The sequence below is a fragment of the Lactobacillus johnsonii genome (genome assembly GCF_013487865.1).
In the GTDB taxonomy this organism is placed as follows: domain Bacteria; phylum Bacillota; class Bacilli; order Lactobacillales; family Lactobacillaceae; genus Lactobacillus; species Lactobacillus johnsonii_A.
Genome location: NZ_CP047409.1, coordinates 1,898,563 through 1,920,167, shown reverse-complemented (window position 1 = coordinate 1,920,167; position 21,605 = coordinate 1,898,563). Strand labels below are relative to the sequence as shown.

18 protein-coding genes, 1 pseudogene and 1 other annotated feature are annotated in these 21,605 nt (G+C 33.9%); of the genes and pseudogenes, 12 read left to right on the top strand and 7 right to left on the bottom strand.

The features are described from left to right. Positions 1–16 precede the first annotated feature (16 nt). A complete protein-coding gene (gene pcp / locus GTO82_RS09335; RefSeq protein ID WP_180873298.1) occupies positions 17–664 on the top strand; it encodes a pyroglutamyl-peptidase I in 648 nt (215 codons plus the stop codon). 271 nt (positions 665–935) lie between these two features. On the opposite strand, the gene GTO82_RS09330 is transcribed toward pcp, so the two are convergent. Further along, the gene (locus GTO82_RS09330) at positions 936–1,799 is read right to left on the bottom strand and encodes an Rgg/GadR/MutR family transcriptional regulator (protein ID WP_180873297.1); all 864 of its coding nucleotides are present in this window, start codon (positions 1,797–1,799) and stop codon (positions 936–938) included. Between the two features lie 105 nt (positions 1,800–1,904). Here GTO82_RS09330 and GTO82_RS09325 point away from each other — a divergent pair, with 105 nt between their 5' ends. Together GTO82_RS09325 and GTO82_RS09320 are read left to right on the top strand one after the other, a co-directional pair. Beyond that, complete coding sequence (locus GTO82_RS09325) at positions 1,905–3,473, top strand: ATP-binding cassette domain-containing protein (protein WP_180873296.1); 1,569 nt, start codon at positions 1,905–1,907, stop codon at positions 3,471–3,473. Next, entirely contained in the window at positions 3,473–4,126 is a 654-nt protein-coding gene (locus GTO82_RS09320) for a DUF4097 family beta strand repeat-containing protein (RefSeq protein WP_180873295.1), read from the top strand. Before GTO82_RS09325 ends, GTO82_RS09320 begins: the two co-directional genes overlap by 1 nt. 36 nt (positions 4,127–4,162) lie before the next feature. On the opposite strand, the gene GTO82_RS09315 is transcribed toward GTO82_RS09320, so the two are convergent. From GTO82_RS09315 to GTO82_RS09295, 5 genes are all read right to left on the bottom strand, one after another. Further along, on the bottom strand, positions 4,163–5,323 hold the full coding sequence (locus GTO82_RS09315; RefSeq protein ID WP_180873294.1) for a cation:proton antiporter: 1,161 nt from the start codon (positions 5,321–5,323) through the stop codon (positions 4,163–4,165). A gap of 48 nt (positions 5,324–5,371) precedes the next feature. Then, positions 5,372–5,421: a sequence feature (sodium ion sensor (DUF1646 type); this cis-regulatory element may regulate processes involved in with the transportation of sodium ions), on the bottom strand. A 61-nt stretch (positions 5,422–5,482) separates the two neighbouring features. After that, positions 5,483–7,363, bottom strand: a complete 1,881-nt coding sequence (locus GTO82_RS09310) for a heavy metal translocating P-type ATPase (RefSeq protein WP_180873293.1) — start codon at positions 7,361–7,363, stop codon at positions 5,483–5,485. 70 nt (positions 7,364–7,433) lie between these two features. Continuing rightward, positions 7,434–7,928, bottom strand: coding sequence for a cyclic-di-AMP-binding protein CbpB (cbpB, locus tag GTO82_RS09305; RefSeq protein WP_180873292.1), 495 nt, complete (start codon positions 7,926–7,928; stop codon positions 7,434–7,436). A gap of 500 nt (positions 7,929–8,428) precedes the next feature. Next, positions 8,429–9,859: a 6-phospho-beta-glucosidase gene (locus GTO82_RS09300; RefSeq protein ID WP_180873291.1), complete on the bottom strand. Its 1,431-nt coding sequence runs from the start codon at positions 9,857–9,859 to the stop codon at positions 8,429–8,431. A gap of 154 nt (positions 9,860–10,013) precedes the next feature. Continuing rightward, positions 10,014–10,742, bottom strand: coding sequence for a MurR/RpiR family transcriptional regulator (locus GTO82_RS09295; RefSeq protein WP_180873290.1), 729 nt, complete (start codon positions 10,740–10,742; stop codon positions 10,014–10,016). 171 nt (positions 10,743–10,913) lie between these two features. Between GTO82_RS09295 and GTO82_RS09290 the strand changes: the two genes are divergently transcribed. Continuing rightward, entirely contained in the window at positions 10,914–12,245 is a 1,332-nt protein-coding gene (locus GTO82_RS09290) for a PTS sugar transporter subunit IIC (RefSeq protein WP_180873289.1), read from the top strand. 6 nt (positions 12,246–12,251) lie between these two features. Here GTO82_RS09290 and GTO82_RS09285 read toward each other — a convergent pair. Further along, positions 12,252–13,951 (bottom strand): annotated as a pseudogene (locus GTO82_RS09285) (IS1182 family transposase). 450 nt (positions 13,952–14,401) lie between these two features. On the opposite strand from GTO82_RS09285, the gene GTO82_RS09280 reads away from it, so the two are divergent. From GTO82_RS09280 to GTO82_RS09245, 8 genes are all read left to right on the top strand, one after another. Beyond that, complete coding sequence (locus GTO82_RS09280) at positions 14,402–15,553, top strand: YncE family protein (protein ID WP_180873288.1); 1,152 nt, start codon at positions 14,402–14,404, stop codon at positions 15,551–15,553. A 2-nt stretch (positions 15,554–15,555) separates the two neighbouring features. Continuing rightward, the gene (locus tag GTO82_RS09275; protein ID WP_180873287.1) at positions 15,556–15,846 is read left to right on the top strand and encodes a hypothetical protein; all 291 of its coding nucleotides are present in this window, start codon (positions 15,556–15,558) and stop codon (positions 15,844–15,846) included. A 134-nt stretch (positions 15,847–15,980) separates the two neighbouring features. Continuing rightward, positions 15,981–16,139 (top strand): teichoic acid D-Ala incorporation-associated protein DltX, encoded by a 159-nt coding sequence (locus GTO82_RS09270; RefSeq protein WP_148421442.1) that lies wholly within the window; start codon positions 15,981–15,983, stop codon positions 16,137–16,139. A 20-nt stretch (positions 16,140–16,159) separates the two neighbouring features. After that, entirely contained in the window at positions 16,160–17,668 is a 1,509-nt protein-coding gene (dltA, locus tag GTO82_RS09265; RefSeq protein WP_180873286.1) for a D-alanine--poly(phosphoribitol) ligase subunit DltA, read from the top strand. Beyond that, entirely contained in the window at positions 17,665–18,888 is a 1,224-nt protein-coding gene (dltB, locus tag GTO82_RS09260; protein WP_023600046.1) for a D-alanyl-lipoteichoic acid biosynthesis protein DltB, read from the top strand. Before dltA ends, dltB begins: the two co-directional genes overlap by 4 nt. A gap of 29 nt (positions 18,889–18,917) precedes the next feature. Continuing rightward, positions 18,918–19,157 carry a D-alanine--poly(phosphoribitol) ligase subunit DltC gene (gene dltC / locus GTO82_RS09255; protein ID WP_004896464.1) on the top strand — a complete coding sequence of 80 codons (240 nt, stop codon included), beginning with the start codon at positions 18,918–18,920 and terminating at the stop codon, positions 19,155–19,157. After that, positions 19,150–20,451, top strand: a complete 1,302-nt coding sequence (gene dltD / locus GTO82_RS09250; protein WP_180873285.1) for a D-alanyl-lipoteichoic acid biosynthesis protein DltD — start codon at positions 19,150–19,152, stop codon at positions 20,449–20,451. Before dltC ends, dltD begins: the two co-directional genes overlap by 8 nt. 14 nt (positions 20,452–20,465) lie before the next feature. Then, positions 20,466–21,404, top strand: coding sequence for a serine hydrolase domain-containing protein (locus GTO82_RS09245; RefSeq protein ID WP_180874126.1), 939 nt, complete (start codon positions 20,466–20,468; stop codon positions 21,402–21,404). Positions 21,405–21,605 lie beyond the last annotated feature (201 nt).

Below are 21,605 nucleotides of genomic sequence, written 5' to 3'. Positions count from 1 at the left end.
TTGAAAGGATAAAATTATGAAAATTTTAGTAACAGGCTTTGATCCATTTGGTGGAGATAAAATTAATCCTGCAATTGAAGCGGTAAAGAGATTACCAGCTGAAATTAATGGAGCTGAGATTATTAAATTGGAAATTCCGACTGTCTTTAATAAGTCAGCTGAAGTTGTTAAAAAGGCAATTGAAAAAGAAAAGCCAGACTATGTTTTAAATGTTGGACAAGCTGGTGGTCGTTTTGGATTAACTCCTGAACGTGTTGCAATTAATATTAATGATGGACGTATTCCTGATAATGAAGGCTACCAGCCACTAGGCGAACCAATTCATGAAGATGGAGAAACTGCCTACTTTACACAATTGCCAATTAAGGCAGAAGCAAAAGCGATTAGGGATGCTGGCTTGCCAGCTAGTGTGTCAAATACAGCTGGTACCTATGTATGTAATCACATTATGTATCAAGTTCAGTACATGAGAGATAAGGAATTTCCAAACATTAAGGCTGGCTTTATCCATATTCCTTTCTTACCAGAACAAGTTGTAACTCGTCCTAATACTCCATCAATGGCTCTTGGTGATATTGTTAAGGGATTAACAGCTGCACTTAGTGCAATTGTTGAACGTGATGGTAAAGGCGATATTAAGTCTGTTGAGGGAGCAAATCACTAAAGTATAGGTGGTTTTTATGATTTGGATTTTTCTAGGTTTGTGTTTAATTGGCATTCTTCTATGTGTAATGGTAAAACGAAAGATTGTAAAGCCGGAAATTCCCTTTATCTATTGCCTATTAGGCACTATAATTTGTAGTTTTATGTGTATGGTGGAATTTAATAATCCACTTGTAAGCTTTGAGTGGTATGAGTATTTAGTAATTATCTTCATAATTGAAGCATGTTACTTATACCGTTACTTTTAAGTAGAATAGTAAAAAACGAGGTCATCATGACCTCGTTTTTCTGTCTAAATTGTTTTTAACTTGTTTAAATACATCTAAATATATTTCTGCTTGAATCGGGCAACCTATTTGAACCATCGTATTGATCAAATTTAAAATAGGTTGTTCATTTTTCGTGGTAACATAATTTGCAATCTTGTCTAAATAATTAAATGTTAGAGTGAAAAACATCATATAATGCGGAAGCTCAATTTTTTTGATCTCTTTAATTAGTGAAGTAGCATGTTTAATATCATTACTTAGAATTAATTTAATAGTAGCGTCCCCCAGAACACCAAGCATTACCTCTAAGTCATAGGTTGTATTAGCTTCAGTAATTCGGCTAACATCTTTTAAAATTAGTTTAGAAATTCCATATACTTGTTTGGGAGTTAAAAGAAAAATTGAACTCCCGAAAAGTGCTAAATAATATTCTGACCAAATTACCACCTTCGAAAAAATATTAGCTAATTTAATTTGATCAATTTCGGGAAGATAATTATGATTGTCTAAAATTACTAGTTGGTTAAATAAAGCTACGGTTGATAAAAGATCAAAAGGATTTTTTGATTGATGGTATTTATCGAGTTGCTTTTTGGCAACATGTTTAATCAAAGGAATCTCTTCTTTATTCCAGGCCTCAGTTACTTCTTTGTCTGTTTCAGGTTGAGGTGAAAATTTTGACCATCCCATGAATTCATGACTAGTAATGTGAATCCTGTTCAATAACTTCATTGCTGTACTGAACTCAACTTCAATTTGATCATTTTCCCAGCGAGATAATTTTGATTCGGAACAAATACCTTTGCAAACTTCTTTTTGTGTAATACCTTGTTCTAAACGTAATTCTTTAAATTCATGGCCGTACATTTTTTTACCTCGAAATTCAACTTGCAGATCTGCAAGAGATTTATTTTTAAGTATTATCTCATCATATACTCTTATCAACAAATTTAATTGATGGGAGATAAGTAAATGCTATTTAGGTATTCAAATAAATTCAAGTTTATCTTGATGATTGTCTTAGGCTTGATCGCCAGTTTTCAAAATATTATTATGGCTAACATTGTTCAAACTTTGACTAATATTGCTAGCAATAAGAGCTGGGATAAGATTACACAGTTTTTAGTTGTGATTGTGACCGCCTTAACTGTTACATTAGTTGCGAGTTTATCATTTAATCGCTTAAAAACAACTATTATTAAAGAGGTAAATATTTATCTTAGAACTCATATTTTTGGTGGTATGTTAGAAGAAGATAAAGCTAAAAATAGCAACAGCTTAGGATTTTTAACTAATGATTTTAAATTGCTAGAAACTAATCGTTTTGATGCGCAGATTGAAATTATTATGCAAAGTTTTTCTTTGATCTTAGCCCTAGGATATGCTCTAGCTGTTAATTGGTTAATTACTCTTTTATTCTTATTTGGTTCTTTTGTTCCGATGTTTGTTTCCAATATTTTTCAAAAACCAATTCAAGAATCTTCTGAAAAGTGGACTAAGGCAAATAGTAGATATGTTAATCAAACAAAGAATTTTTTGGCTGGTGTTGAAACTCTAAAGCTATATGGTGGTCAAAGGCAAGCAGTATTGAAGAATAAGCAAACTGTAGCAAGATTAGAACAAGAATTAAGCAGAATGAATTTATTGAATCTTGATACTAATTCATGGATTAATTTTATTGCACATATCATTACTTTTTTGATGCCATTCTTATTTGGAATATATTTAGTTGTAAAAGGACAAACAACTTTAGGAGCGTTGTTTGCTATTGTGCAACTTGCCAATTCTTTTGTAAATCCAATTTTGTATATTTTAGATGATCGAAATAAGCTAGCTACTACTAAAAAAATAGTTAAGAATGTAGATCAATTTCTAAATAATGAAAAAGATCATAAAGGTAGTAAACCAGTGAGCTTGCAGGATTTGAGTATAGAAAATTTAACTTTAAAAAGGGATGGAAAGCAATTAGCTAGTGGGGTTAACATAGAGATTAAACCAGGAGAGAAGATTGCGGTTATTGGACCGTCTGGAGCCGGAAAATCAACCTTGTTACAATTTTTATTATATGGAAAATATGGACAAGCAAAAGAAATTGAACTAAACGGCAAAAAGACAAATGCAGGTAACTTTTCGGGCTTGTTTTCATATGCAAGTCAAGCACCAGTGATTTTTGCTGATAGTTTGTTGTTTAATCTAACTTTAGGAGAAAGTATTTCTCGGGAAAAGGTAGAGAAAATTTGCAATAAGTTAGATTTGAGAAATCTCATTAAAGAAAAAGGACTCGATTATCAATTGGGGGAAGAAGCAGATAAATTGTCTGGTGGACAGCTAGCACGGATTGAATTAGCAAGGGCAATTTTGATGGCTCGCCCTGTTTTATTACTTGACGAGATTAATGCCTCTCTTGATAAAAGAACATCTGAGTTTATTCATCAGTACTTATTAAATTCAAACCTAACTTTTATTGAAGTAATTCATCATTATGAAAAAGATGATTTAAATAGATACGACAAAATATTAGATTTAGAGGACTATATTTAATGAATTGGAAAAAAATATTTTTAATTATAATCATTATTGCTGCAATTTTAGGCGGAGGGATAATAATGTTTAATAGAACAAATAAAAAAATAGTAACTCAAGCTTATTCTTTTAATAAATTTAATAAGGTAAGTGTGGATATTCCAACAGGAGATATAATTTTTAAAACTAGTAGTAAATATGGTGTTAGTTATTCTGGCTTAGGAAAAATTGCTCCTGACGTTAAAGTAAAGAACGGAAATTTAAAGATTTCATTTTCTAAAGCTGGTATTCATGTAAATATGTTTAATCTTAAGCAGTTAAATTCTAAAATTATAATTGAAATGCCAAAAGAAGAGTTGACTGATTTAAATATTGAGAGTGCAAATGGCAATGTCAATGCTGATTATTTGGCAACTAAGAATGGAGATATTGACTTAGCCAATGGAAATATTTCTATTAAAGAATTAAAGACACGAAAAGGAGCCAGTTTTGATACCGCTAAGGGAAACATTGAGGTTAATAAATGTAATGCAAGTGGATATGATTTAGATACTTCTTTGGGTAAAATTACGGTTAGTGGCAAAAAGCGGGGAGATTCTTTTGAGAATAACAGTGACACTGAAAATGTATTAGAAGCTGATACATCTCTAGGAAGTATTAAAATAAATTAAATACAGAAAAACGAGGTCATAATGACCTCGTTTTTATTAGTTATTCTTTACTTCACGCTTAATATAGTAGTTCAAAATAAATGGTGAAAGAACTGTAGTGATAATAATTACCAAAATCAAACTTGAATAAATGTCTTCTGGGAATAGGTGATGGGTAATTCCAATTTGTGCTACGATCAGCGCTACTTCACCGCGTGATACCATTCCTGCTCCGACAATATTTCCTTCATTCTTGGTAAAACCAAATAATTCACTTGAATATTTACCAGCCCAGAATTTCGACAATACTGCTAGGATAGTCATAACAATAATGAACCAGATATCTTTGATAAAACTAGCAAATGTCATGGATAGTCCAATATTTACAAAGAAAACAGGAATAAAAATAGAGTATCCAATTGCACTAACAGAAGATTGAACTTCCTTATATTGTGGAGTTTGTCTAATTGCTAGACCACCAAAGAAGGCGCCAACAACTGCACTTAAACCGACAAAGTCTGCAGCCCAAGCCATTGATAAAGCTAATACAAGTGAACCAATGACAACAGCATAATCAACTTCAACTTTTTCAGCTAACTTCATGAAATATGGAGCAACAAATTTAAAGACAGCCCAAACAGCGACAAAGTAAACTATCTCAATTAATAAATTAATAAAGAAATTGTTAGTCAATCCACTCTTGCCACCCTCATGACTAAAGGTAGTGAATAAACTTAAAACAATAACGGCTAAAATATCATCGACTACAGCTGCTCCTAAAATTGCTGTACCAGCTCGAGTATGTATTTGGTTAGCTTCTTGTAATACCACAACTGAAATTGAAACACTCGTAGCAGCAAACACAATTCCAATAAATAATGCTTCTAGGAAATTCATCCCAAACAAATAGCTAGCAATTCCCATGAAAAATACAGGTAATACTACACCGATACCAGCAACTGTGAAACTTAATTTGAAGTATTTTTTTAATAAATCCAAATCACTTTCAAGACCCGCTAGGAACATTAATAAAATTACTCCGAACTCTGAAAAAAGTGAAATAATTTCATTTGGTTTAACTAGCCCTAAAATGGCTGGACCTAATAAAATTCCTGATAATAATTGACCAATAACCGCTGGCATATTAAGACGTGAAAACAGTTGCCCTAATAATGTAGTAGCCAGCAGAATTAAAATTAATTCTCCTAAAAAGTGCATCTTCTCCAGCTTTCTATAACTTTGTGGTAAATAAAAAAACTTCCAAGCGCTTATTGACCCAAATAAGCAAATCTTGAAAGTTTTTTTAAAACCCAACCACTAATAAAAATATTTAACTAAAAATTAGTTTAGCTAAAAACATAGTTAGTTGCAAATTAGTTATTGTTTTTCTATTCCCGTTTGTTTAGGATTAGTTGGCTTAGTTTTAGCAAGTAGAGCTAACAAAATAGTGATTAAATCAACTACTTCTTGTAAAATTGCACCCCAGAAAGCTGGGATAATACCAGTAAAGGCAATCAACTCAATTAGGATAACAATACAAATAGCAGTAATAATATCAACGTGGGCTACTTTCATTGTATGTTTAGAAATAGCAACAGCATCGTTAACTTTAGAAATATCGTTAACCATAATAACGGCATCAGCACTTTCACTAGCTGCAGTTGCTCCTTTAGCACCCATAGCGATACCAACATCAGCAGCCATTAAGCTTGGTGCATCATTAACACCGTCACCAACCATCGCAACAGGTCTTAAGTCGGGTTTAACATCTCTAATGGCTTGAATTTTTTGAGCTGGAAGTAAGTCTGCATGAACTTCACTTTCTTTAATTCCAGCTTCTTTGGCAACTTTATCAGCTACAGATCTACGGTCTCCAGTTAGCATCATAATTTGCTTAACACCTTGACGACGTAAACGAGCAATTGTTTCTGGTGTATTCTTTCTAATTTGATCTTGGAAAGTAATATATCCAGCAAATTTATTGTCAATTGAAACAAACACAGCAGTTGATTGAACAGTGATTTTTTCTTGATCTGGATCAACATAAGAAAGCTTACCAACTTTAACTAATTTGCCGTCTACTTCACCGCTAACTCCTTTAGCAGTAGCTTCTTTTAAGTTGGTAACTGGCTTAATCAAATCCTTATTGGTACTTTTAACTAATGAGGTAGCAATAACGTGACTTGATTGTTGTTCGACGCTAGCTGCCAAGCTTTGTAGTTCTTCTTTTGAAATAAAACTATCTTTAGGTAAAACCACTTGATCAATAACTAATTGATTTTCGGTTAAGGTTCCTGTTTTATCAAAAGCAAAAGTTAAGGTACGGGATAACTTTTCAAGAGTGGTACCAGATTTAACAATAATGTGGCTTCTTGACATTGAGCTCATTCCTGAAACCATTGCTACTGGTGCTGCAATTAACAATGGACAAGGAGAGGCAACAACCATAACTTGAGCAAAACGTAAAAAGTGTGCTTGCCAACCAAGAGCTGGATTAGTTACAGCAGAGGTGATCATAGCAGCAATACCAATAATTAAGGAAACAATAGTGAATGGTACAGCGTAACGATCAGCCATCTTAACGAACTTAGCTGGTTTTGCTTCAGAAGATTTAACTAAAGCAACAATTGACTGATATTCAGAATCTTTAGCAGCCTTAGTAACTTTCATTTCTACAGCTGCATCCCCATTAATTGATCCTGACATTAGATCATCGCCAACTTTTTTATCAACAGGAACTGATTCACCTGTCAAAGAAGATTGGTCAAAACTAGAGTTTCCCTTGATAATTTCCCCATCTACGGGGACTTGACTACCAGGTTTAATTAAAACAATATCGCCAATTTTTAACTCATCAACTTTAACTTCTTCAATCTTACCATTGACTAACTTATCAGCGATCCTTGGAGAATTTTTTAGTAAAGAGCGTAATTCTTTATCAGCTTGACTTGTGGCGTAATCTTCAAGTGATTCACCACCAGTCAACATGATTAAGATCATCCAAGCAGCCCAGTAATCGCCGACAATCATTGTTGAAACAACAGCGATGATAGCTAAAATATCTACGCCCCAACGACCAGATTCAAGTGTCTCAATCATTTCGCGAAGCATAGTAATAGTCATAAAAATTCCGAAGATATCAATTAAAATACCGGAAATTGGCCATCCACCAATCTTAGGTGCTCCACATAGGAAGTCTAGGATTGCTGCAACAACACCGATCCCAAGAATTGTGAAAAATTTCCATTGATTTTTCATTAGCTTTCCCTCCAACTAATTTAATCAATAATACTAAAACATTACCATTATACAACTTAACTTATTAAATTTAAGTTATTGGGTTTTCTTTCTGTAAGGTTTTCTTAGTAATGTCATATTTTTCTTCAATTGAATGAGTTACATAATTAAAGGCCTTGATCCATTCTCGCCTAGTCAGCAATCCCTGAAAGACATTATTATCATTTACAACTGGGATAAAAGGATTATCAACTAAAAGATGTAATTGGGTTTCAAGATTAGTGCGGGCAAAGTTAATTGTTTCAAATTTTGTCTGCATTACATCTTTAACTTTTAAGTCTGATAGAGGTTCAATCACAATATTATCAGGAGTCAGCATCGTGTCTGTAATCATCGATAAGCTGATTAAGCCAACTACTTTTTGCTCTTTATCCAAAACTGGAATTTTTGAATATTTCATTTTAGTAAGAACTAAAAAAGCATGGTAGAGTGGGTTTTCGTCTTCCACAAATGCAATCCTAGAAGCAGGAATAATAAATGAACCTGCTTTTTCTGCAATCAAAGACTGAATCACTGGTGAAAACATAATAATCCTTCCTAAGTTAATTGAATTTATTACTTTGTATTTCTACTATCATTATATGAAAGTCTCGAAAATAAGCCCACAAAAAAATCCGCGCTGGGAAAGACGCGGATTTCAAAATATATAAGTATAGGATCAGTCAAAGACTGATAAATGTATTCAATCTACTTGGAGGAGTAAGAATGAAAATAAAAAGTTGGATGTTAATGCTAATAGCGATGGGGTTTTGTCTTCCCCGTTGCTATGGTTTATATATTAGAATGAAAATGTGAACAAATTGTGACGTTTTTTATTAAAAAAGTTAAATTTGATTAAGAAGTTGGAAATGAATTATAAACTTGCACCCCAAAGATTATTTCCCAGCTCGTTTAGATAAAGGAATTCATTCCACTCAATGTTCTTAGAAATTCCTATATTTCTGGGGAAGTTTTGTTTTATTACAAAAGAAAAAACCTATGCTGGGAAGTGCATAGGTCTTTTCAAAGAAGGAAGATAAATAAAGACTAACTTAGATCGCTACCATTACTCTCGATAACTTTTTTATACCAATAGTAAGAATCTTTTTTATAGCGTTTTAAACTGCCATGGCCATAATCATCTTGATCGACGTAAATAAAACCATAGCGTTTTTTCATTTCTCCAGTACTTGCGCTTACTAAGTCAATGCAGCCCCATGGTAGATAGCCCATTAGATCAACTCCATCATCAACAACTGCCTTTTTCATTTCTTCAATATGGTTTCTTAAGTAAGCAATCCGATAAGTGTCGTGCACTTTATGATCATCAGTTAATTTGTCATAGGCGCCCAAACCATTTTCAACAATAAATAAAGGTTTATGCCAACGAGTAGTCATCCAGTTAAGAGCATAACGTAAACCAACTGGATCGATTTGCCAGCCCCAGTCATTAGCCTTTACATAAGGATTAGCTACTAAATCTTCATTTTCACGATAGTCTAAATGATCGCTATATTTTGCATCGAAAGACATGTAGTAAGAAAAGCCAATATAATCGACTGTACCTTTTTGTAAGATTTCTAAATCGTTGCTAGTAATGTCTAAGTCCCAGTTGTTGTTTCTAAAACGAGCCTGGAGCCAGTTGGGATAAGTACCATTAACTTGAACGTCACCAAAATAAAGACGTGAATCCATTGCTCGATTAGCAAATAAAACGTCTTCTGGCCTAGGTGAATTAGGATAAATAGGACAAAAGGCAAGCATTGCACCTATTTTAAAGGATGGATCGATTGCATGACCGATTTGTACAGCTTGGGCACTAGCTACTAGTTCATAGTGAGCAGCTTGATACATCTTCTGTTCTTTATTATCACCAATTTGATACTTAATACCCGAATTTTCATAAACTGAAAGTTCATTTTCATAGTTTGCTTGATTATTTATCTCATTGAATGTCATCCAATATTTAACTTTGTTGTGATAGCGTTCAAAACAGACGTGGGCATAGCGACCAAAGAAATCAATTAACTTTCTATTCGACCAACCGCCATATTCTTTCACTAAATGATATGGCATTTCAAAATGGGAAAGAGTCACTACGGGTTCGATATTATATTTTTTACATTCATTAAAAACTTTGTCATAAAAAGCTAAACCTGTTTCATTAGGTTGAGCTTCATCACCATTAGGAAATATTCTTGACCAAGCAATTGAAGTTCTAAAGGCCTTAAATCCCATCTCGGACATTAATTTTATATCTTCTTTGTAATGATGGTAAAAATCAATTCCATGATGATTGGGGTAATATTCTTCATCTTCAATTGTGTCTGTTAAACGTCTAGGTTTATTAGCACTTCCTAATGTTAAAAAATCTGCAATTGATAATCCCTTACCATCTTCTCTATATGCGCCTTCAAGTTGATGGGCAGCTACCGCACCACCCCATAAAAAATCAGGTTTAAAAGTATTATTAGTCATAAACAATTCCTCACATATCTAAAATATATTCATAGTTCAAATTATTTTCTAACCGAATTATAAATAAAGTAATCAGACTTTAGATACATTAAGAAAGGGTTTTGATACAGAATAAGATTTTAGGATAGAGTATCTTTTTTGGAACAGGGTGTTCTCAAATTTCTTGGTTACGTAAACTACGTACTAAAGCCTCGATGATATACATGGCAGGAATCTGTGAAGAAAGATCATAATATCTGTTTATCCGATATTCTTTTTCATGGTAAGTCAAGGAATAGCGGCTCATTCGAGAAATAGTTGAATTAATATGTCCAGTAATTGAAATTAACGTTGTATCTTCATCATTAGTGAAATTATTTAAAAGTTCAATTAGTTCAGTTGTTTCTCCAGAAACAGAAAAACAAATAATTGCAGTATTACTTGTATTTCTGAGCTGAGGTTTTAAAGGATAGAAGGGATCAGTTACTAGCTGAGTATTGTAGCCAAGAGAAGCAAGTTGGCGAGCGGTATAGCCAGCAGTAAAAGCAGATGACCCCATTCCTAGAAAAACTACATTATCACATTGAAAAATAGTATCTTCAACTAATTTAAGGGTATGATCGATATCTTCGGGAAAATTGTCTTTAGTAATAAAGTCAAAGGCTTTATCATTTTGTTTATAATGAAAGGTTTTACTCTTAATAAATGATTTGAATTCAGGAAAACTATTAAATCCCATCTTGTGAACAAAGCGCATTACAGATGAGTTAGAAACGTGGGTATTTTGTGCAATATCCCGTACACGCATATAAACTACTTTTTCACTATTTTCCGTTATATAGCGATAAAGCGTCATATCGACACTTGAAAGTGAACTTAGATCTTTAAAACCAAAAAATGCCATAATTGTTCCCTCCTATTAAAAAAATTTTACTATATGAGAACACTATGTTCCATATGAGAAACAAAAATCTAATTGTTTGTTTTATGCCTAAGAATGGATAAGATATTGCTAATTGGGAGGCGCTTACATAGAATAAAAATGTAAAATGAATTTGGTTTAGAGGGAATAATTATGAAAAATTTTGTTAATAAATATATATTGCCCCCAGTAATGAAGTTTGTGAATACGAAAGCTATTCAGGCCCTAAGAGATGGGATGCTCTTATCGTTACCATTTATTATGGTTGGGTCAGTATTCTTGCTGTTAGCTTCATTTCCAGTTCCTGCAGTTGCAGATTGGATGAATAAAACAGGATTAACTCATTTCTGGAATCAAGCATATGGCGCTTCATTTGGAATAGTTGCGATTTTTGCTGTAGTAGGAATTGCTTATACTTGGGCTAAAAATGAACATGTTGATCCATTACCAGCAGGAATGACTGCTTTTGTTGGTTTTTTGATTATCATGAATCCTACTACTCCAGTTATGGAGGGTAGTAAAACTGTTATTTCTGCAGCTAAGGCTCCAACATTGTTAACTGGCTTTATTGATCGTACTTGGCTTGGTGGTCAAGGAATGATTGCTGCAATTATCATCGGGATGATTACAGGTTGGATTTATTCATGGCTTATTAAGAAAAAGATTACCATCAAATTACCTGATCAAGTTCCACCGGCAGTAGCTGGTTCATTTGTTGCTCTAATTCCGGCTGCCGTTCTTACTTGCTTATGGTTAGCTGTTTATGCTGGATTCGATAAATTAGCTGGTACCACAATGACTGAGTGGATCTACCATACTATCCAAACTCCACTTCAAGGTTTGTCTGATTCCTTTGGCGGAATTTTAGTAATGACCATCTTAGTACCGTTTTTCTGGTTCTTTGGTGTTCATGGATCAACCTTGGTTGGTGGAATTGTGGGACCAATCTTGGGTGCAAACGCCTTACAAAATGCAGAAATTTTTAAAAAATATGGTTATGTAGATGCTGCTCACGGCGGTCATATTGTTATCCAAGGTTTATTTGACCAATTTTCAACTGTAACGGGTGCTGGAATGACTTTAGGATTAGTTGTTTTTATGACATTTTTTGCCAAGTCACAACAGATGAAAGGAATTGGTAAATTGGCATTGATTCCGGGAATTTTCAATATTAACGAACCTGTATTGTTCGGTGTTCCATTAGTTTTAAACCCAGTTTTAGCTTTACCATTTTTCCTAATGCCACCTCTATCAGCAGGATCAACATACTTACTAATTAAGGCTGGAATCTTACCATATCTAAATGGTGTTCAAGTTCCATGGACAACGCCACTTGTTATATCTGGCCTCTTAATTGGAGGATGGAAGGTTGCTGTTTGGCAAGCGATTATTTTAGTCATTAGTTTCTTTATCTATCTCCCATTTGCTAGAAAGTATGATACTGTTTTGTACATGCAAGAACAGGAAGCAATAAAGGCTAAATAATTTCTATTAAATATAAGTGTCTGGGAAAAAACTAATTCTCAGGTACAAAAAGACGATCAAGCCAACTCTTAATTTGAGTAGCTTGACCGTCTTTTTTTTCTATTTTTATTTGCACATAAAGCAGATCGGTCTTTGGACCATCTTCTGTGCCAATACTTGCTTAAGTTCATCATCATCAAGGCTATTCCTACATCAGTTTCAACCTTCTTTTTACCTCTTAGATGAGTTCGGCGCATGCCAAAGACGTTCTTCAAATGTCCAAAAACTGGCTCGACATCATACTTTCTCATGCTGTAGATGTGCTTGCCTTCAGGACTTTGAAGAACTTCTTTTGTCTTTTCTTTTAAATACTGCCAGTTAGGATTATAACGTACTTGCCTTTGACGGCCGCTTTTTGTTTTAGCTAAGCGTTCCAATTCTGGTGTGATTTGGAATTCATCTGCTTCATATATCTTAAAATCACGAACCTGACCAGTAGAGTGGTCCTTGCGCTGGCTATAATATTTGAAATTGAATCTAACGCCGTTTTGATCTAAATAATAATCATCTTTTTCATTGTAGAACCAGTTAGACAGCCGGCTTGGATCATTTTTGTACTTTCTGGTTTGTTCCTTTTCATACATGGTGTAAGGAATGAAATACTCTTTGTCTGAATACTTTTCTTCCAGCTGTGTGTAATTATATTCACTCCCATAGCCAGCGTCGGCGACAATCTTGTCAAACTTATCTAGGACCGTCATCTGTTTCAAAAAAGGCTCCAGCGTCTTGAAATCAGTTGGATTAGGATATAAGGCAAAATCAACCACGTACTGATCCGTCGTAGCCGCTTGGATATTGTAGCCTGGCTTAAGCTGGCCGTTTTTCATGTGGTCTTCCTTCATATGCATGAAAGTCGCATCATGGTCTGTCTTGGAGTAGCTGTTGCGTCCAGCAAAAATCTTCTCGGCTTCCTCGTATTTTTTCATTCGGGGCAGATAGTCTTTTTTCAAGCGATGAAGATACTTTTTAAGTCCACGTCTTCTCGCTTTTCTAGGCGAGCCACCTGGGATAGCTTTTGGTTCTTGCTCAATTTCTTTAGTCAGTTTTTCAATTTCAGTTTCGGTTTCTTGGGCTAGTTCTGCTAAGCCTTGACTAGTTTGAACTTTTTCTTTTTCCATTGCTTTAACCACTTCTTGGGCAACCAATTCATCATAAAGCTTGACTGCTTGATCTTTTAGCTTTTCATGAAACTTTTCAACAGCTTTACGCCAAACAAAAGTATAGCGATTGGCATCCGCTTCAATCTTGGTGCCATCAATAAAGATAGTCCCTTCATTGATTAAACCCTCTTGTTCTAATAAGTTGGTAAAGTACAAAAAGCTTTTCTTAATGAGCTGATTGGCATGCTTGCTAGATCTAAAATTATTGATGGTATGGTAAGAAATCTTTTGATGTTCTGCCAATACCATCATGGGCAGGTTTTCTTCCAACATTAATTCGATCTTTCGGCCTGAAAATACTCTTCTGGAATAAGCAAAAAGCAGAATTTTAAGCATCATGGCCGGATGATAGGCTGGACGTCCAGTTTCGGCAGTATCTCCCAATAAAACATCTTCTGGAATTGAATCGACAAACCAGCTGATAACAGTAGCTAAATGATTGTTAGGAATAGAGAAGTCTAAATTAAGTGTTAAAGCAGTTTGACCTGTGATATAATTTTGATACATTGAGATTGCCTTCTTTCATTTTGTTTTGTGGTGATTCAATAATAGCAAGGAAGGCACTTAAAGTACATAAAAAGAACGATGAAATCCAAAATGGAAATCATCGTTCTTTTTTCATGTCTGAGAATTAGTTTTTTCCCAGACACTTTTGTTTTATTACAAAAGAAAAAACCTATGCTGGGAAGTGCATAGGTCTTTTCAAAGATAGATAATCAGCTTTAAGCTGATCTTGTTATTATTCAATCTACTTGGAGGAGTAAGAATGAAAATAAAAAGTTGGATGTTAATGCTAATAGCAATGGATTATAAGCAATCCACTACTACAATTTATATATTATAGTACAAAATCGAAAGAAATATAAGATAGCTGCTTATTTTTAATTTTCGGTAGTTGGAAGACGATTCAGGTATAATATCGAATTGAGAAAATTATTTATTAGGTAGGGAAAGCTAATGAAGAAATTTTTAAAGATTCTATTTAAGTTGGTTTTGATTCTCGGCATTGCTGCTGGAGCAGCATACGGAGGCTACTATGGATACCAGCAATATCAAAAACGAGAACAAGCAAAAGCTACTTTTACTTCTAGACCTGATGTAGAAAAGGCAAAAGATGGAACGAGTATTAGTCCTGGACATCATAATTTGGCCTATTTTAAAAAACAATTAAGTGAAAAATATCCTGATGTTTATAATGCAGCTTATGAAACGCCACGTGCAAGTAAGATTGGAAGTAGCGTCGTAATCCCAGGACAAGTTGTAACGCCAAGCTATGACTTTAATAAAAAGAAGATTACTGATGCCGATTCAATGACTCCGCAAGGCCTAACTGTAGCGGGAAAATATTTATTAATTTCGGCTTACGATTCAACTCATAATCATCGCTCGGTCATTTATTGTTTAGATAAAAAAACGGGAAAATATTTAAAGACTATTCAAGTTCCGGGAGCACCTCATTTAGGAGGAGTTGCTTATGATCCGGTTGCTAAAAATATTTGGGTAACGGGTAGTCAAGATGATTCATCTGCACTCATGTCTTTTTCGTTAAAGAAATTGGAAAAGTATAGTTATAATAAGAAAAAACAACCGATTAAATATGATAATGTAATTTCTTTACCAACAATTGAAAGAGCATCTTGTGTGACTTATTACGATAATCAATTATTCGTTGGCTTTTTTAATACTGATGGACAGGGGCAAATTGCTAGCTATCCTATTGCTCGCTCAGGAAATTTCAAAGGAACAATTACTAGTGATCAAATCAAAGCAGTAACAGGTCAAGTATCTTGGGCTTTAGGTTCAGGAAGTGCTTCGATGGACCGACAGATTCAAGGAATTGCATTTTATCAGAACTGGATTATTTTAAGTCAATCCTATGGAAGCAAAGATTCTAAGTTGTACTTTTTCCCAATTTCAGCTTTGAATAATTTAGATGAAGGAAATGCGGAAAAAGTTGTCATTATGCCGCCATATTTAGAGCAAATTTACGTTCAAAATGGACAGTTGTTGATGTTATTTGAATCTGGAGCAAAAGCATATGCACGTGATCAAATAATGATTGTTGATCGAATTTTATCGGCAAATATAAATGCCTTATTAGGGAGTTAAAAATGATTAAGAAAATATCTTTTTGGGTACGATTAGCGGGCTGGACTGGTTTGATATCTGGTAGCAGTGTTTTAGTCTTGTATCAATATACACACAACATTATGTTTTTAATAAATTTAATTACAATTATCTTGTTTTCAGCTTATGCTCTTGCGACTGCTAATGATAAAAGATGGAAAAATACTGATTGGCTTTTACGAGTTATTTTAATAGTATTAGTATTTGTTTCGATTCTACCAACAATTTTCTTAGGTATAGGTTATTTTATTGAAAGAAAACGTAACCAACATTAGTGAACTATCCATAACTACGGCTATTTTTGGTATAATTACTTCAGTTCATGCTATTTTTCTAAGAAATAGTAAAAATAATAACCTATTTTATAACATTGTTGTAAAATTTAGAAAAGAGATTACGAGGTGTAAGCATGGCAGAAGATAAAGATAAACAAAGCAATACAAAGAAAAAAGAGATAGGTTTGTTTATTGCCAAAACTCTCTTTTACTTTGCAGTGCTTGTAGTGCTAGTTTACTTGTACTCATATAGTGGCATTGGGGCTGCAAAATTTATTTATAAAGATTTCTAGAACTGAAAGGGTCGCATTAAATGATTAAAGATGTAATCAAGACAATCGATCAAATTGCTACTGAAGATCCACAACGGATCGCTTATGATTATCTTGGCGAAACTAATACTTATGGAGATCTAAAAGCTAGATCAGATGCATATGCAGCTAAGATCAACGAACTAGATCTTCCTGAAAAAGCTCCAGTAATGATTTGGGGTGGTCAAGACTTTGAAATGATTGCTAGTTTTATTGGTGCTGTTAAAGCAGGACATGCTTACATTCCGATTGCTAGTTATTCTAATAGCGAACGTTTATTGATGATTCAAGAAGTTTCTGAAGCTCCTTTGGTAATTGCAATTGATAAACTTCCTATTGAAATGGATAATATCAAAGTTTTAACTCCTGAAGAAGTTTCTGATAATCATCCAGAAATTGATCAAAGTAAGTTTGTAAGCGGGGATGACAATTTTTACATTATCTTTACCTCAGGAACAACAGGTAAGCCTAAGGGTGTACAAATTAGTCATGATAATCTACTTAGTTTTGTAAATTGGGAATTAAATGACTTTTCACTTCCAGAACATCCTAGCTTCTTAGCTCAAGCACCATATTCTTTTGACTTATCTGTAATGAGTTTATATCCTGCTTTAACTGCCGGTGGTAAGTTAGTAGTTTTACCTCATGAGGTAACTGAAAATATCGGACAGCTTTTCAAAACTTTACCTCAATTAAAATTCAATGTTTGGGTTTCGACTCCATCATTTGTAGAAATGAGTTTCTTAGATCCGACTTTTGATGCTAAGCATCATCCTGAATTAACTCACTTCTTATTCTGTGGTGAAGAATTAAGTCATAAGACAGCTAAAATGCTTAAGATGAAATTTCCAGATAGTCATATCTTTAATACTTATGGTCCTACTGAAACAACTGTTGCTGTTACTCAGGTAGAAATTACTGATGAGATTTTAAATAAGTATGATCGCTTGCCAATTGGTGTTTCTAAAGATGACACAAAGATTTCAATTGATACTTCCAAGGGTGAAGAAGATAACCAAGGCGAGGTTGTTATTGAAGGTCCAAGTGTTTCTAAGGGATATTTAAATAATCCAGAAAAAACTGAGGCCGCTTTCTTTAAAGAAAGTGAACATGGAAGTTATCGTACTGGTGACTTAGGGTTCTTAGATGGCGACATGCTTTTCTACCGTGGAAGAATTGATTTTCAGGTTAAGTTTAATGGCTATCGAATTGAACTTGAAGAAATTAACTTCTATCTTGCTAAGAATCCATTAGTGCGTTATGGCGTTGTTGCTCCAAAATACAATAAGGATCATAAAGTACAACAACTAGTTGCTGTAGTAGAATTGGCAGACGGTGTACGTGAGAAGTATACTGATGCTGAACTAACTAAGAAATTACGCGAATCATTAAGTCAAGATATAATGCCATATATGCTTCCTCAACGCTTTATCTACCGTGATGAAATGCCAATCTCTCAAAACGGTAAGGTAGATATTAAACAAGTAATTAAGGAGGTAAATAACGCGTGATCAATATTCAACCATATAGTAATCCGCGTTACTTTGTTATTCTTTTTATTGCGCTTTTGCCATTAATTATTGGTTTATATCATGGACGGCGCTTTAAAACATACGAAGCTTTCGTTTCCTTACTATTCTTGTTTTTAATGTTTAATGGTAAAGACTGGATACAGGGAGTTCAATTAATTGGATACGTTATTTTTCAATTTATAGTTACTTTTGCTTATCAAAAATATGTTAATTCTGGAAGGAATAAAACCTCTGTCTTTTGTTTAGCAGTTATCCTAGCAATTTTGCCACTAGCGGCAGTAAAGATTGCACCATTAGTGCCAAATAAAACTGCTGATTTGATTGGATTTTTCGGAATTTCCTATTTAACTTTCAAAACAGTGCAAGTTATTATGGAACTTCGCGATAAAACAATTAAGAAGGTTGATCCAATTACTTATGCAAGGTTTTTACTTTTCTTCCCAACTATTTCATCAGGTCCTATTGACCGCTATCGGAGATTTAAGGAAGATTACGATAAGGCTCCTGAGAGAGATAAGTACATTGAAAATTTGAAGTTTGGTACAAGATATATTTTTCAAGGATTCCTATATAAATTCATTATTGGGTATGTATTTGGTACCTTATGGCTTCCTCAATTAGCTAAAGATGCAATTTTTTATGGGCAAGCTAATGGGGGATTACGCCTATCTTGGGCTCTGCTCGGTTATATGTACTGTTACAGTATGTACTTATTCTTTGACTTTGCAGGATATTCTTTATTTGCAGTAGGTACGTCATATTTTATGGGAATTAGAACTCCTATGAACTTCAATAAACCATTTATTTCTCAAAACATTAAAGATTTCTGGAATAGATGGCACATGACTCTATCTTTCTGGTTCCGTGATTTTATCTTTATGCGTTTTACATTCTTTGCAATGAAGCATAAATTGGTGAAAAATAGAATCAGATTATCGCAATTAGCATATTTTGTAGATTTCTTAATTATGGGTTTCTGGCACGGCTTAACGTGGTACTATATCGTATATGGTATTTACCATGCTTTGGCAATTATCATTAATGATATTTGGTTAAGGTTTAAGCGCAAGCACCGTAAGCAAATTCCACATAATAAATTTACAAAGTGGTTTGCGATTTTCTTAACATTTAATGTTGTTTGTTTCAGTTTCCTAATTTTCTCAGGTTTCTTGAGTACATTATGGTTTGGCTGGAAGTAGTTTATTATTTTTGAAAGGATTTTCTTATTATGGATACAAAGCAAGCTGTTTTAGATATTTTAAATGAATTAACTGGTGAAGATTTAAGTGATCAAATGGATGAAAACATTTTTGAAAATGGTTTGTTAGATTCCATGGCAACTGTTCAAATGTTACTTGAATTACAAGATAAGTGTGATGTAACTGCACCAGTATCAGAATTTCACCGTGAAGATTGGGATACTCCAAACAAAATCATTGCAAAAGTAGAAAGCTTAAGAAATGAGTAATAAACGCAAACTGTGGCAGATTTTCGGCCCAGTTCTCTGTGCGTTCATTTTGTTAATAATCTTATTTTTGATTCCATGGCAAAATGGTGAAAAGTCAGATAATGCTCTCTTTAAAGCTTCAGTTTCACAATCTCAAACTGTTTTTAAAGGACAATCGATTAAGCAAGCTGCTTTTGAAAAAAACTATGTTCCATTTTATGGTTCTAGTGAATTATCAAGAATGGATGCGTTGCACCCAAGTGTGTTAGCTTATAAATATAAAAGAAATTATCGACCTTTCTTACTAGGGGGACCGGGAAGTCAATCCTTAACTCACTTTTTCACTATGCAAGAAACAGTAAATCAGCTTTCCAATAAAAAGGCTGTATTTATTATTTCTCCACAGTGGTTTACTAAGCAGGGACAAAATCCAGCTGCATTTGGGATGTATTTCTCCCAACTTCAAGCAGTTGATTGGATTTTGACTGCTAAGGACAGTGTAGCGACTCGTTATGCTGCTCGACGCTTATTAGATATGCCAGCTGGAACTGCTAGTGAGACAACAAAGTATGCATTAATGACATTAGCTTCAGGACAAAAATTGTCTAAATATCAAACTTTGTATTTAAAAGCTAGACGTCGAATGTTAGCTAATGAAGATAATTTCTTCTCATCTATTGGGATGACTAATAACATTCCTAAGATTCAAAAAGAAGCAGGTAAACTGCCAGGTACTTATGCCTATGATAACTTACGTCAATTTGCTAATGAGCAGGGACAACAGGGAACAACAAATAATAAGTTTGGTATTTCTAATGGTTTCTTTGACAAAAAGTTAAACAATAAGCACTTAAAGCACCTGAAGAATTCTCAAAGAGATTTTGATTATACTCAGTCACCAGAATATGCAGACTTTGAATTGGTATTAAATGAACTTGCACATGAACATGTTAATGTCTTGTTCATTATTCCACCAGTTAATGAAAAGTGGGCTAAGTACACTGGTTTATCTCAGACAATGTATCAAGAATGCGTTGCTAAGATTACCAAGCAGCTTACATCTCAAGGCTTCAATAATATAGCTAACTTATCAAAAGATGGTGGAAAGAAATTCTTCATGGAAGATACTATTCACCTTGGTTGGAATGGATGGTTAAAGGTGGATCAATATGTGAAACCATTTATGGAAGAAAAGAATCATCCAGTCAACTATAAGCTAAACAGTTACTACTTTACTAAGACATGGGGCAATAAGACTAACGTGAAGATGCCTAATGTTAAAAGTAAATCAGCAACAGATATAAAAAAAAACTAGCACAAGCAGGTATCATCGGGAATGTCTTAGCGATTAAGAATAATAAAGTAATTCTTAATGAATCTACTGGCTATGCAAATATTAGTAAAAAAGAGCATAATACACCCAAAACAGCTTTTTTCATTAATTCAGTTAATAAGGTTTTTACTGGTGCCCTAGTTATGAAACAAGTTGAGCAGAAAAAGCTTAAACTTAATGACAAATTATCAAAATTTTATCCTCAAGTATCTCACGCTAATCAAATTACGATTGAGCAGCTTCTAACTATGGAAGCAGGATTACAAGGAAAAGATGAATCGAGTTATGGAACGCCAGTCTTTAAAAACAATCAAGCTGGAATTAAATATGATATTAAGCATAATATAGTTTTTAATAAGAAACAGTATAACCAACGTTCTTACTCATCCAGTAACTATATTTTATTATCAGGTATTTTAGAAAAAGTGACACATCGATCTTATGAAAGTCTGGTGAGAGAGACCTATATTAAAAAGTTAGGTCTATCTGAAACAGAATTTTATTGGGATATACCTAAAAATAAACGTATTAAGGTCGCGGTACCATACACTAAAAATTCTCAGGGTTACTTAGTTCCACATAGTGTGGCGGTAGATAAAGTGCATGGAGATTTGGGCGCTGGAAGCTTAGTAATGTCAAATAAAGACTTATATCGAGCTACAAGTGCGATTTTGGATGGAGAAATAATAAAACCTTCATCAATACAAACTGTTTATGCTCCAGCTGATCCTGCTAAATATAATGCGGGTTTCTATAATTTTCCTGATTTTCATTCTTCAAATGGTTCAGGCGATGGATATACAACTTACTACCGCATCTCAAATGACACGCGCGATGTATTAGCGGTTCAGTCTAATTATCCAGTTAAGGACTATTTTAAGGTGAGAGAGATATGTAACGATCTCATGGAACATTTAATAAAATCACCTTCATAGAGATAGAAATAATATTTTCTATCTCTTTTTTTATGATTGTGACTTCCTTAAAAGCGGTTGTGCAAGTAGTGCTGCTGTGCTAAGATTTACCTGTACCGTTGTAGCAAAGTGTATTTTCTCCGGTAGCGAAAATACATCTTTTATTTGGTCAGAATGACGGTACCGAACACTGTGTGAGCCTGATTCCGATGTTGGTGGAAT

Bases quoted from the DNA above. Each gene is read 5' to 3' on its own strand.
- GTO82_RS09325 (WP_180873296.1), top strand. From the start codon at position 1,905: ATGCTATTTAGGTATTCAAATAAATTCAAGTTTATCTTGATGATTGTC.
- GTO82_RS09315 (WP_180873294.1), bottom strand. From the start codon at position 5,323: ATGCACTTTTTAGGAGAATTAATTTTAATTCTGCTGGCTACTACATTA.
- GTO82_RS09280 (WP_180873288.1), top strand. From the start codon at position 14,402: ATGAAGAAATTTTTAAAGATTCTATTTAAGTTGGTTTTGATTCTCGGC.
- cbpB (WP_180873292.1), bottom strand. From the start codon at position 7,928: ATGTTTTCACCAGTGATTCAGTCTTTGATTGCAGAAAAAGCAGGTTCA.
- GTO82_RS09300 (WP_180873291.1), bottom strand. From the start codon at position 9,859: ATGACTAATAATACTTTTAAACCTGATTTTTTATGGGGTGGTGCGGTA.
- GTO82_RS09295 (WP_180873290.1), bottom strand. From the start codon at position 10,742: ATGGCATTTTTTGGTTTTAAAGATCTAAGTTCACTTTCAAGTGTCGAT.
- pcp (WP_180873298.1), top strand. From the start codon at position 17: ATGAAAATTTTAGTAACAGGCTTTGATCCATTTGGTGGAGATAAAATT.
- GTO82_RS09310 (WP_180873293.1), bottom strand. From the start codon at position 7,363: ATGAAAAATCAATGGAAATTTTTCACAATTCTTGGGATCGGTGTTGTT.
- GTO82_RS09320 (WP_180873295.1), top strand. From the start codon at position 3,473: ATGAATTGGAAAAAAATATTTTTAATTATAATCATTATTGCTGCAATT.
- dltA (WP_180873286.1), top strand. From the start codon at position 16,160: ATGATTAAAGATGTAATCAAGACAATCGATCAAATTGCTACTGAAGAT.
- GTO82_RS09270 (WP_148421442.1), top strand. From the start codon at position 15,981: ATGGCAGAAGATAAAGATAAACAAAGCAATACAAAGAAAAAAGAGATA.
- GTO82_RS09290 (WP_180873289.1), top strand. From the start codon at position 10,914: ATGAAAAATTTTGTTAATAAATATATATTGCCCCCAGTAATGAAGTTT.
- dltC (WP_004896464.1), top strand. From the start codon at position 18,918: ATGGATACAAAGCAAGCTGTTTTAGATATTTTAAATGAATTAACTGGT.
- GTO82_RS09275 (WP_180873287.1), top strand. From the start codon at position 15,556: ATGATTAAGAAAATATCTTTTTGGGTACGATTAGCGGGCTGGACTGGT.
- GTO82_RS09330 (WP_180873297.1), bottom strand. From the start codon at position 1,799: ATGTACGGCCATGAATTTAAAGAATTACGTTTAGAACAAGGTATTACA.
- dltD (WP_180873285.1), top strand. From the start codon at position 19,150: ATGAGTAATAAACGCAAACTGTGGCAGATTTTCGGCCCAGTTCTCTGT.